The sequence below is a fragment of the Maritimimonas rapanae genome, assembly GCF_057837205.1.
In genome coordinates, this window is the sequence record NZ_JBYQFI010000001.1 from 1 (window position 1) to 13,302 (window position 13,302).

Here is a 13,302-nt window from a genome sequence, read left to right on the forward strand (position 1 = left end):
CTAAAAGACAACATCAAATTATGAAGAAATATCTTTTAATAATAAGTATACTTAGTCTAACATTCTTGTATGCACAAGAGGGTTCAGGTAAATACAGTATCAAAAATTTAGAAGTCAATACAGAGAATTCTGATTTTGGAACTTCTTTTTTAGGAGATGGTAAGTTAGTTTTTACTTCACCACGGAAAGGGTTTAGAATAATCAGAGATGTTTGGGAACCTAATGGACAACGATTTTTAGATCTTTATATAGGCGATATTGGCGAAGGAGGTGATATTTCAAATAAAGAAAGATTACAAGGCGAAGTAAATAGTAGATACCACGAAGGAAATGCTGTATTCACTAAGGATGGTAAAACTGTATACTTTACACGTGATAATTACTACAGAAAACGTCTAGCTCAAGATAATAAAGGTTGGACAAATCTTGCAATGTTCAAAGCGACAGTAAACGAAGAAGGAGAATGGATTAATATTATACCAATGCCTTTTAATAATGTAGAGTATTCTGTAGGGCATCCTGCATTGAGTGAAGATGAAAAGACATTATATTTCGCATCAGATATGCCTGGTACTTTAGGTGAAACAGATATTTTTAAGGTAGATGTAAATCAGAGTGGTTTTGGCGTTCCGGTTAATTTAGGACCAAAAGTAAATTCTAAAGCTAAAGATTGGTTTCCATTTGTAGATGGCGAAGTATTGTATTTTACTTCTGATAGATATGGAGGAAGAGGTGGTGCAGATGTTTATGCTACTAAACTGACTGGTTTTGCACTTGATCCTGTTTTGCTGAATGAACCAATCAATACAATTAATGATGATTTTGCTTTTATCATTAATAAAGAAACAAGAAAAGGATATTTCTCTTCCAACAGATCTGGAGGTAAAGGAGATGATGATATTTATTCATTAATTGAAGAAGAACCAGTAGAATTTAAATGTAAACAGTTAATAGTAGGAGAAGTTCTAGATAAGAATACTGGTGATTTTTTACCTGGAGCAGAAATTGCTCTTAGAGATAAAGATGAAAATATTCTACAAACGGTAACTGCTGATGAAAAAGGAGTCTTTTCAATTGATATAGTTTGTGAAACAGAATATCAGTTAGAAGGTAAAAAAGAAGGTTATACACCCCAAATTAAAAATTTCACGACTTCAGATATTGGAGATATAGAACTTAAAATAAGAATTCTGCTAGGTGAAGGAGATATAAATTTTGCTGATGGTCAAACTACTCAAGATGAAGGAGAAGATGTAAAACCCGAAGGCTTGCCAGATGTATTACCAGATGAAATAGTTCGTTTAAGAGCAAGCACATATGCAGTAAATATTGAACCGATTTACTTTGACCTAAACTCATCGTATTTAAATAAGAAAGCTCAACAAGAATTACAAAAGGTAGTTGATTTAATGAATAAATACCCAAAAATGATTATTGAATCGGCTTCTCACACCGATACTCGTGGACCAGATGGTTATAATATGTGGTTATCTGACCGTAGAGCTAAATCTACAGTGAACTTTATTATAGATAGAGGTATAGATCCGAGAAGAATTACTGGTAAGGGTTATGGAGAAACTCAGTTAATAAATCAATGTTCTGAAGGAGTTGAATGTACTGAAGCAGAACATGAGAAAAACCGTAGAACAGAATTTGTAATTATAAGAATGTAAAAAATATATAATTGAAAAAATAAAAAAGCCTCCAAATTCTCGGAGGCTTTTTTATTTTAGAAACAATACTTTCACCCACTTTTACGTTAGTAATTAGTGTAAAATATATGTTATGAGACTATTAACTTTGTTTTTTCTTATTTCGATCACGTTTCTAAATGCACAAGATAAAAAGGTTGATGCAGTTAAGGTCGGAGATAAAAATGGTCCTTGTGATCAAATTATTAAAGGAGAAGTAAGAGATAAAGCAACAAACGAATTATTACCTGAAACGATAATAACATTAACCGATGAAGACGGTAATCCTATTGAGACACAAATGATGCCCGCTAATGGATCGTTTATTTTTGGTGTAAAATGTAATAAAGGATATATTCTAACAGCAAGTAAAGAATCATATACCTCTCAGACAAAAGAATTCGTAACAAACGATTTAGCCGATAGAACATTGGTAACGATTATTTCACTAGATAAAGGTAGGATAGATTTTGTTAAATCGGCTGTGACAACTGAAACTGCAGATTTAACTGATTTAGAAGCTAAAATATCTACAGAATCAACAGAGGTTAAAAGTATTCCTTCTGTTAAAGAAATACCTCAATTAAAAGAAGAAGTAACTACAGTTGAGGAATCAATAGGAAAACCAAATTTAAATCTAAGCACTACGATTAAACCTGTAGAAGTTGAGAATACGTCTATAACCAAAGTTATACCTCCTGTTAAAACAGTAAAAAATTCGGAAAATAAAGATGTACTAGTTTTAGAACCGGTATTTTTTGAGTATGAATCATCTTATTTAACTAAACAAGCTAAGAAAGAACTGCTAAAGGTTGTAGATATTATGAAGAAGAATCCTAACATGATTATTGAAGCTACTGCACATACTGATGCTAAAGGGCCAGAAAATTATAATATGTGGATTTCTGAAAGAAGAGCAAAAAGAACTATAGAATATATTATTAAAAGAGGCATAAACCCTAAAAGAATTACTGGTAAAGGTTTTGGTGAATTGAAACTTATAAATGATTGTACAGAAGGAGATGACTGTACAGATGAACAAAGAGCAATAAATCGTAGAACTGAATTTGTAGTGATAAAAAAGTAAACACAAAACTTTATAGTTAAAAGCCTTCGTTTATCGAAGGCTTTTTTTATTTAGAGCAGATAGTTTACTACTTTTGGTACAGCATTTGATTTATACTCTAAAAATTGTTAAAATGAAACTTTTATTCAAAATTATAATTGTTTTAAGTCCTCTTATTTTACCAGCTCAAATTGAAAGAGCAGATTCTATTATGGCAGCTAAGTATAGCATTAAAAGTATTGATGCTAATACTAAATATTCAGATTTTGGCGCTACGTTTATGGGAGACAAGTTGGTTTTTTCATCAACTAGACCCAAATCAGGAATTGTAAAAAGAGTCTGGAGAGGTAACAATCAACCATTTTTAGACTTGTATATTGGTAATTTAACCAGTAATGGCGAAGTTGAAAAGATAAGACCTTTTTCAAAAGAGGTAAACACGAAATACCATGACGCATTTGTAAGCTTTACGGAAGACTTGAAACATGTATATTTTACTTCGAATGATAAGGTAAATAGAAAGATAAAATCTAAAAGTGTAAAGCTATTTAAAGGAACAGTTGGTGATAATGGAGAATGGCAAAACATTGAAAATTTACCTTTTAATAGTGATGGCCATGATGCAGGACATCCATTTATTAGTAAAGATGGTAAGCGGATCTATTTTGTGTCAGATATGAACGGTACTTTAGGTGATAAAGATATTTTTTATGTAGATATTAATAAAGGATATTATGGAGCACCTGTTAATTTAGGGCCAACAATTAACTCGCCTCACAAAGAATACACACCTTTTATTGATGGAGATTTGATTTACTTTTCATCTAATAGACCAGGAGGGAAAGGCGGATTTGATATTTATGTAGCAAAAGTTGATGGTTCGTTACCACAACCCATCAATTTAGGATCACCAATTAATAGCAAGGGAGATGATATATCATTTATTATAAATAGTGAAAAGCTACAAGGTTATTTTTCTTCAAATCGCTCTGGAGGAGAGGGAGATGATGATATTTATACATTTGTACAGAAAACCACAATGACTATTTGTGACCAATCCGTAAGTGGTGTAGTAAAGGATAAAGTTACTCGATTACCACTTCAAAATGCATTAGTAACTCTAAAAGACATGAATGGCACCAAACTTAGAACGGTTGCTACGCTCGCAGATGGAGAATTCTATTTCGGATTGGATTGTGCTTTAGATTATACTATAGAAGTTAGTAAGAATGGATTTTTTAATATAGCTGCTGGTCTAGAAACTAACAATTCTAATGGTTTTAAACATAATATGGAGCTTTTTATTGAAGAAAAGGAATTTGTTACCAAAAATGGTGTTGAGATGCTTAATGTAAGTAATATTGATTTTGAGTTGAATAAAGCTGAAATCAAAGAAACATCTATTAATACTTTAGGTAAAGTAGTTCGTTTACTAAAAAAATATCCTAAAATGGTTATAGATTTTGGAGCTCATACTGATTCTCGAGGCCCGGATGGTTTAAACTTATCACTATCGCAACGTAGAGCTGTAGAAACTATTACTTATATTATAAATCAAGGAATAGAACCTGAGCGAATTACTGGCAAAGGATATGGTGAAACACGTTTATTGAACAATTGCTCAAATGGTATAAAATGTAAAGATGCAGAGCATAGAATAAATAAAAGAACAGAATTTATAGTGGTAAAGAAAGAATAAAAACTCAGATTTTGTTTATTATATCATAACATCTCTTTTGAGGTGTTTTTTTTATGCTATAATCACTAGTTATTAATAAAATATGTAATTTCGCGAATCCAAAAGAATTTCGACAGATAGATGAGTGCTAAGTTTAGAGAATATAAGGGTTTAGACCTTGCAAAGGTGGCAGAAGAAACACTTCAGTTCTGGGAAGAAAATGATATTTTTCAAAAGAGTATCACTTCACGTGAAGATAATAAGCCATATGTGTTTTATGAAGGACCACCTTCAGCAAACGGATTGCCTGGTATTCACCATGTAATGGCACGATCTATTAAAGATATTTTTTGTAGATATAAAACATTAAAAGGTTATCAGGTTAAGCGTAAAGCTGGTTGGGATACTCATGGTTTACCAATAGAATTGGGTGTAGAAAAAGAATTGGGTATTACCAAAGAAGATATTGGCAAAACAATATCAGTAGAAGAATATAACGAGGCCTGTAAAAAGGCTGTAATGCGCTATACAGACGTTTGGCTAGACCTTACTAAGAAAATGGGGTATTGGGTAGATATGGAAGATCCATATATTACTTATAAGCCAAAATATATAGAATCTGTTTGGTGGTTACTTAAGCAGATATATGACAAAGGATTGTTATACAAAGGCTATACTATTCAACCATATTCTCCAAAGGCTGGCACAGGACTTAGCTCTCACGAATTAAACCAACCAGGTACTTATCAAGATATTACCGATACAACCGTTGTAGCGCAGTTTAAAGCTAAAGAAGAATCGTTACCTGATTTTTTACAAGACGAAGGTGATGTCTATTTCTTAGCTTGGACGACCACTCCATGGACGTTGCCAAGCAATACAGCTTTAACTGTAGGTCGAAAGATTGATTATGTTTTGGTAGAAACATATAATCAATACACTTTTAAGCCGATGAATGTAATATTGGCTAAAAATCTTGTTGTGAAACAATTTTTAGGGAAATATTATGAAGTTGAAGCAAAATCAGATTTACTAGCTTACGCTGATGGTGATAAGAAGATTCCATATTTTGTAGTAAAAGAATTTAAAGGAAAAGATCTTGTAGGAATAAAATATGAGCAATTATTACAATTTGCTTTGCCATATCAAAATCCAGAAAATGCTTTTAGAGTTATTTCTGGAGATTTTGTAACTACCGAAGATGGTACAGGTATTGTACATACCGCACCTACTTTTGGCGCAGATGATGCTTTGGTTGCCAAACAAGCTACTCCAGAAGTACCACCGATGCTGGTGCTAGACGATAATGAGAATCCAGTACCATTAGTTGACCTACAAGGGCGTTTTACCAAGCATATGGATGAATATGCTGGTAAATATGTAAAGAATGAATACTATAAGGCTGGTGAGGCTCCTGAGCGTTCAGTAGACGTTGAATTAGCAATTCAATTAAAAGAAGAAAATAAAGCCTTTAAGGTTGAAAAATATAAGCATAGTTATCCTAATTGTTGGAGAACCGATAAACCGATCTTATACTATCCTTTAGATTCTTGGTTTATAAAAGTCACCGAGAAACGAGATAGAATGTTTGAATTGAATGAAACCATTAACTGGAAGCCAAAATCTACAGGAGAAGGACGTTTCGGTAATTGGCTTAAGAATGCAAATGATTGGAATTTATCACGTTCTCGTTTTTGGGGAATTCCGTTACCAATTTGGCGTACTGAAGATGGTTCTGAAGATATAATCGTTGGTTCTGTAGAGGAGTTAAAAACCGAGATGAAAAAATCAGTTGAAGCAGGATTAATGAGTCAAGATATTTTCGCTGATTTCCAAGTAGGAAATATGAATGAAGATAATTATGATAAAATAGATCTTCATAAAAATATAGTCGATAGAATTATATTAGTTTCCTCGAAAGGGCAACCCATGAAAAGAGAGTCAGACTTAATAGATGTTTGGTTCGATTCTGGTTCTATGCCATATGCACAATGGCATTATCCTTTTGAAAACAAAGAACTAATAGATCAACAGAAATTCTATCCTGCAGATTTTATTGCTGAAGGTGTAGACCAGACGAGAGGGTGGTTTTATACTCTGCATACTATAGGCAGTTTGGTGTTTGATTCGGTAGCATATAAAAATGTTGTTTCTAACGGATTAGTTTTAGACAAAGAAGGTAAAAAAATGTCTAAACGATTAGGCAATGCTGCTGATCCGTTTACTACCATGGAAAAATATGGACCAGATGCTACACGTTGGTATATGATTTCAAACGCTAATCCATGGGATAACCTAAAATTTGATATAGATGGTATAGATGAGGTTCGTCGTAAGTTTCTTGGCACATTGTATAATACTTATTCGTTTTTCTCTTTATACGCAAATATTGATAGTTTCTCTTACGAGGAAGAAAATATAACGATAGAAAAGCGCCCTGAAATTGATCGTTGGATTCTTTCAGAGTTAAATACATTAACTAAAAATGTTGATGCTTTTTATGCAGATTATGAGCCGACAAGAGCAGCAAGGGCAATTCAATACTTTGTTACTGAGAATTTGAGTAATTGGTTTGTGCGATTAAGCAGGAGACGTTTTTGGAAAGGTGAGTACGGTCAAGACAAGATATCTGCTTATCAGACTTTATATACCTGTATGCTAACTGTAGCTAAATTAGGGTCGCCAATTGCACCATTTTTTATGGATCAATTATATAGAGATTTAGTAAAAGTTTGTGATAAAAATTCTGCAGAATCTGTACATTTATCAGATTTTCCAGTATACGAAAAAGAATTGGTAGACGTTTCATTAGAGCGTAAGATGCAAAAAGCACAAGCTATTTCATCTATGGTGTTATCATTACGTAAAAAAGAAATGATTAAAGTTCGTCAGCCTTTACAGCGTATAATAATACCAGTATTAGACGCTCAAGATCGAGAAGATGTTGAAGCTGTGGCAGATTTAATTACAGCCGAAGTAAATGTAAAAGAGATTGAACTGATAGATGATGCATCAGGCATTTTAGTAAAGAATATTAAACCAAATTATAAGGTTTTAGGACCTAAATTTGGTAAAGATATGAGATTGGTGGCAGTTGAAATTCAAAAACTTACCCAAGATGACATTTTAACTGTTGAAAAAGAGGGTGAGTTAAATATTGAAATTAATGGTAAAAATACTATATTGACCCTCGATGAAGTAGAAATTTCATCACAAGATATAGAAGGTTGGCTTGTGGCTAACCAAGGCAATTTAACTGTAGCTTTAGACGTTACTATATCTGACGAATTAAAGAAAGAAGGTATAGCCAGAGAATTAGTAAATAGAATTCAAAATTTACGTAAAGAATCTGGTTTAGAAGTAACAGATAAAATTAAGCTAAGTGTTATGAAGGATGGCATTGTAGATGATGCTATATTAATTAATGAAAAGTATATTAAAAACGAAACCCTTACTAATGAATTGGTATTAGAAGATGAAGTAAAAAATGGCATAGAAATTGCCTTTGACGACGTAAATACCAAATTATTGATTGAAAAAAATTAGAGTATTATGACAGACAATAAAGTAAAATATTCTGACAAAGAATTACAAGAATTTAGAGAAATTATAGAGAAGAAGATTGCTCTAGCTCAAGAAGATTTAGAACTTATTAAAAGTTCTTATATGAATAATAGCAATAACGGAACTGATGATACTTCGCCAACATTTAAAGCATTTGAAGAAGGTTCAGAAACTATGTCTAAAGAAGCGAATGTGCAATTGGCTATTCGTCAAGAAAAATTTATTCGAGATCTTAAAAACGCGTTATTACGTATTGAAAATAAAACCTATGGTGTTTGCCGTGTTACGGGTAAGTTAATACAAAAAGAACGTTTAAAGCTAGTACCACATGCAACTTTAAGCATCGAAGCCAAAAAACGTCAATAAGAATTTATGAAGCTTCCTAATCAGGAAGCTTTTTTTTGCGCTACATTCTATAATAATATTCTTATTTTTGTGAACTTTTTAAAATTGACTCGTTGAAGAAGGCACTCCTTATCATTATAATAATTCTCTTAATAGATCAGATTAGCAAAATTTGGATTAAAACCCATTTTGAGTTAAGCGAAGAGATTAAAGTATTAGGCTTCGATTGGTTTCGTATACATTTTTTAGAGAATAACGGAATGGCTTGGGGGAAAGAATTTGGAGGTAAGAATGGTAAGTTGTTTTTAACTTTATTTCGTTTAGTTGCTATTTCGGGTATAGGTTATTGGTTACACACTGCTATAAAAAATAATTCACCAAAAGTTCTAATTACTTCTATAGCATTAATTTTTGCAGGAGCATTCGGTAATATTATTGATTCTGTTTTTTACGGACAGCTTTTTGGTGAAAGCACTTACAATTCTGTAGCTACTTTTTTACCAGAAGAGGGTGGCTATAGTTCATGGTTTCATGGTAAAGTGGTAGACATGTTATATTTTCCATTAATAGACACACAATTGCCCAGTTGGGTTCCTGCAATAAGTTTTATTTGGCCAGATTGGTTACCTTTTGTAGGAGGTAAAGATTTTAGCCTTTTTGTAGATAGGCGCTTCTCTTTTTTCGACCCTGTTTTTAATATTGCTGATATGGCTATTTCTACTGGAGTTGGTATTTTATTAGTTTTTAATAAAAAAGCATTCCCTAAAAAAGTAGAAGAAGACATAGATCATATAGTACCACCAATAGTTGTAAAGCATTACGAAAAGCCAAAATCGTAATTTTTAAAAGAAGTTAAAATGTTTAACTTCGCTCAGTGTCAAATTCAGCCTTAGAAATACAGCTTAAAACCTTACCAAATTCACCTGGTGTTTATCAATATTTTGATAAAGATGATGCTATTTTATACGTTGGCAAAGCCAAGAATTTAAAGAAACGAGTTGCATCTTATTTCACCAAAAATCATGAGTATGGTAAGACGAAAGTTTTGGTTAAAAAAATAGCTTCTATTAAACACATTGTTGTTGAAACCGAAACAGACGCCTTATTACTTGAAAATAACCTTATAAAAAAATACCAACCACGTTATAATGTAATGCTTAAGGATGATAAAACCTATCCTTGGATTTGCATAAAGAAAGAATCTTTTCCTAAAGTATTTTTAACAAGAAATGTCATAAAAGACGGATCAGAATATTTTGGCCCTTATACATCTGTTAGAACTGCAAAAGCTCTATTGTCTTTAATTAAGGAGTTATATCCACTACGTACCTGCGCTTATGATCTTTCGCCTAAAAACATTGAAAATAGAAAGTATAAAGTGTGTTTAGAGTACCACATTAAAAACTGCAAAGGGGCTTGCGAAGGACTGCAGCCCGAATCGGAATATTTAGAAGATGTAAAAGCAATTAGAAATATTATAAAAGGAAATTTTAAAGAGTCATTACAAAGGTTTAATCAATTAATGAATGATTTTGCTGCTGATTTAGAATTTGAAGAAGCCCAAAAGATCAAAGAGAAAATAGATTTATTGGCTAATTATCAAGCTAAATCTACTGTGGTTAATCCTTCTATAAATAATGTAGACGTTTTTTCGATTGTATCAGATGAGAGCTATGCTTATATTAATTTCTTTAAGATTGCTAATGGCGCTATTATTCAATCGCACACCACAGAATTAAAGAAAAAATTAGATGAATCTGATAAAGATCTGTTAGAACTAACAATAGTTGAGATTAGACAACGATTCAATTCTCAATCTAAGGAGGTTTATGTTCCATTTAAAGTTGATTTGGGTGATGCTATTAAAGTTACCGTGCCAAAACTTGGTGATAAGAAACGAATTGTAGAACTATCTACTAGAAATGCTATGTATTTCCGCCAAGAGCGATTTAAACAGATTAAAATTGTAGATCCAGATCGTCATGTAAATAGAATTATGGCACAAATGCAAAAAGATTTAAGATTGACAGCTCAGCCAAGACACATAGAGTGTTTTGATAATTCCAATATTCAAGGATCAACCCCAGTAGCATCTTGTGTTGTTTTTAAAAACGGTAAGCCCAGCAAAAAAGAATATCGCCATTTTAACATTAAAACTGTTGAAGGTCCCGATGATTTTGGTTCTATGGAAGAAGTTGTACATAGACGCTATAAAAGGTTATTAGAAGAAGGGCAAGACCTGCCACAGTTAATTGTTATTGATGGGGGAAAAGGGCAGTTATCTTCGGCGTTAAAAAGTCTAGATGTTTTAGGTTTAAGAGGTAAGATTGCAATTATAGGTATCGCTAAAAGGTTAGAAGAAATTTACTACCCTGGTGACTCCATCCCTATGTATTTAGATAAGAAATCAGAATCACTCAAAATTATTCAGCAATTGCGTAATGAAGCCCACAGATTTGCTATCACATTCCATAGAAACAAGCGTAGTAAAAGTGCTATACAAACAGAGCTAGAGTTAATTCCTGGTATTGGTAAACAAACAATAGTGACTTTATTAAAACAATTTAAATCGGCTAAACGAGTTAAAGGAGCAACAATAGATGAGTTAATTGATGCTATTGGTAAAGATAAAGCCAATAAAATATTTAACTTTTACAATACTAAATAATACTCTACTTTTATAGAAAAATTGATAGATGAGGGGTCTTCTGATTTTTATATTCCTACTTACTACTTTTGGTGTTTTTTCTCAAGAAGTTACTTCAGAAAAAAAAGACTTAAAGGTAGGATTGGTGCTAAGTGGTGGAGGCGCGAAAGGATTTGCACATATAGGCGTCCTTAAAGTATTAGAAGAAGCAGGAGTTAGAATTGATTATGTCGGAGGAACGAGTATGGGAGCAATTATTGGCTCATTATATGCATCTGGTTATAATGCCTCTGAATTAGACTCTATAATTAATTCATATGACTTTAACGAATTAATGCAAGATAATTTACCACGTAGATCTAAATCAATTTATCAAAAAGAAAATTCTGAACGCTATGCACTTACGCTTCCAATTAAAAATGGGAGTATAGGATTACCCTCTGCTTTATCTAAAGGGCAAAATGTTTTTAATGAATTATCAAAGCTGACAGAACACATTCACTTTATAGATGATTTTACTAAACTACCTATTCCATTTTTTTGTGTCGCTACAAACTTAGAAAATGGCCAACAAGAAGTTATAGAAAAAGGATTTTTACCAGAGGCGGTTAAAGCTAGTGGTGCTTTTCCTACGTTATTAGATCCTGTAGAGATTGATGATAAATTATTAGTAGATGGAGGTATAGTTAATAATTTTCCAGCAGATATTATGCGTCAAAAAGGAGTTGATGTTGTTATCGGGGTTGATGTTCAAGACCAATTAAAAGTAAAAGAGGGTTTAGACTCTGCACCAACTATTTTAATGCAAATTGTCAATTTTCAGATGTATGATGATGTTGAAGACAAAAAACAGCAAGTTGATAAATACATGCACCCTGATATTACGGGATATACTGTGGTTTCATTTGAAGATACTGAGAAAATTATCAAACAAGGCGAAGATATAGCGCAAGACCAATTTTCTTATTTTAAAGAGATTGCCCAAAAACAAAAACAAAATAATATTATTCAAGGTAAAACTATTCGTGTTAAACGTAAGAATTTACAAATTGATAATGTAATAATTAAAGGAGCGAAGAATTATACGAATGAGTATATTTTAGGAAAGTTAGGTATTAAAGAAGGGGAACCATTGACCTATGAAGAATTTTCTAGAGGAATAGATCAATTATCTGCTACAAAAGATTTTAAAAGCATTCAATATAAATTTATTGACAACAAAACTGTCGAGTTTAAATTAAAAGAGAATGAAGTATCTTCATTTTTGCAAATTAGTGCTCATTTTGATGATTTGTTTAAAACATCTGCACTGTTAAATGTTACTTCTAAACATTTACTTTTTAAGAATGATGTTATTTCTGCTGACCTAATTTTAGGAGATAATATTCGTTATAATTTTGATTATTTTATTGATAACGGATTCCATTGGAGTTACGGAATCAATTCACATTTTAATAGATTTGATAAAGACATTTTTAAAAGCACTTTTATAGAATTAGAAGAAAATGAAACTGACTCTAAGTTAGCCACTAAATACAACGATTTTACAAATCAACTGTATGTGCAATCTTCTTTTACAAATGGTTTTGCGTTACGTTTAGGGGCAGAAACAAAATATTTAAGAATACTAACAGAGAGCATTACCAATAATCAAACAATCAAGACTTTTTATGATAACACTACCTATGGCAACGCTTTCGCAGAAGTGAAGGTTGATACTTATGATAAAACATTATTCCCTAAAAAAGGATTTTTTTTAGATGTTAATTATAAAGCATATTTATTTTCTATTGACAATGTGAAAACTGATACAGAGTTTAATCCGTTTACACAATTAAAAGGAAAATTTGGCTTTGCTTATACTTTTGGCGATAAATTAACAGCTCATATAATTTCTGAAGCAGGTGTTACAATTGGCGAAAATGAGAACGAAGTTCACAATTTTCACCTTGGCGGAAACAATGAAAATTTTGTAAATAACTTTACTAATTTTTATGGTTATGATGTTGGCGACCTGAGCGGTGAAGGGTATTTAAAATCTGCTTTAACTATGCGTTATGAGCTATTCAAAAGAAATTATATTTCTTTTACGGCCAATGCGGCGAGAGTAGATGATGATCTGCTAAACAAAGGAGCAATATTTGAAGACACTAGACTAGGTTACGCAGCAGGATATAGCATTGAATCCTTTTTAGGACCTATTGAAGTTAAATATACATGGTCACCAGATACTTCAAGTAATATTTGGTTTTTTAATGTAGGATTTTGGTTCTAAAAACCAAAACCCTACATCTCATTGTTAACCAAAACA

Annotated in this window: 8 protein-coding genes; all 8 read left to right on the forward strand. The window is 32.1% G+C overall.

Features of this window, described 5'->3' with window-relative positions; genetic code table 11:
* On the forward strand, positions 1-1,673 hold a 1,673-nt coding region (locus AC3IF2_RS00005), incomplete at its 5' end, for an OmpA family protein (protein WP_489164949.1).
* Positions 1,674-1,785: 112 nt separating this feature from the next.
* Entirely contained in the window at positions 1,786-2,778 is a 993-nt protein-coding gene (locus AC3IF2_RS00010; RefSeq protein ID WP_489164950.1) for an OmpA family protein, read from the forward strand.
* Between the two features lie 112 nt (positions 2,779-2,890).
* Entirely contained in the window at positions 2,891-4,456 is a 1,566-nt protein-coding gene (locus AC3IF2_RS00015) for an OmpA family protein (RefSeq protein ID WP_489164951.1), read from the forward strand.
* 120 nt (positions 4,457-4,576) lie between these two features.
* Positions 4,577-7,981: an isoleucine--tRNA ligase gene (gene ileS, locus AC3IF2_RS00020; protein ID WP_489164952.1), complete on the forward strand. Its 3,405-nt coding sequence runs from the start codon at positions 4,577-4,579 to the stop codon at positions 7,979-7,981.
* Between the two features lie 6 nt (positions 7,982-7,987).
* Entirely contained in the window at positions 7,988-8,365 is a 378-nt protein-coding gene (locus AC3IF2_RS00025) for a TraR/DksA family transcriptional regulator (protein ID WP_489164953.1), read from the forward strand.
* 83 nt (positions 8,366-8,448) lie between these two features.
* The gene (locus AC3IF2_RS00030) at positions 8,449-9,183 is read left to right on the forward strand and encodes a lipoprotein signal peptidase (RefSeq protein ID WP_489166895.1); all 735 of its coding nucleotides are present in this window, start codon (positions 8,449-8,451) and stop codon (positions 9,181-9,183) included.
* Positions 9,184-9,218: 35 nt separating this feature from the next.
* On the forward strand, positions 9,219-11,012 hold the full coding sequence (gene uvrC / locus AC3IF2_RS00035) for an excinuclease ABC subunit UvrC (protein WP_489164954.1): 1,794 nt from the start codon (positions 9,219-9,221) through the stop codon (positions 11,010-11,012).
* A gap of 28 nt (positions 11,013-11,040) precedes the next feature.
* Complete coding sequence (locus tag AC3IF2_RS00040) at positions 11,041-13,266, forward strand: patatin-like phospholipase family protein (protein ID WP_489164955.1); 2,226 nt, start codon at positions 11,041-11,043, stop codon at positions 13,264-13,266.
* Positions 13,267-13,302: the final 36 nt, after the last annotated feature.

Coding starts and splice junctions, on each gene's coding strand:
- ileS (WP_489164952.1), top strand. CDS start 4,577: ATGAGTGCTAAGTTTAGAGAATATAAGGGTTTAGACCTTGCAAAGGTG.
- AC3IF2_RS00025 (WP_489164953.1), top strand. CDS start 7,988: ATGACAGACAATAAAGTAAAATATTCTGACAAAGAATTACAAGAATTT.
- AC3IF2_RS00015 (WP_489164951.1), top strand. CDS start 2,891: ATGAAACTTTTATTCAAAATTATAATTGTTTTAAGTCCTCTTATTTTA.
- AC3IF2_RS00010 (WP_489164950.1), top strand. CDS start 1,786: ATGAGACTATTAACTTTGTTTTTTCTTATTTCGATCACGTTTCTAAAT.
- AC3IF2_RS00040 (WP_489164955.1), top strand. CDS start 11,041: ATGAGGGGTCTTCTGATTTTTATATTCCTACTTACTACTTTTGGTGTT.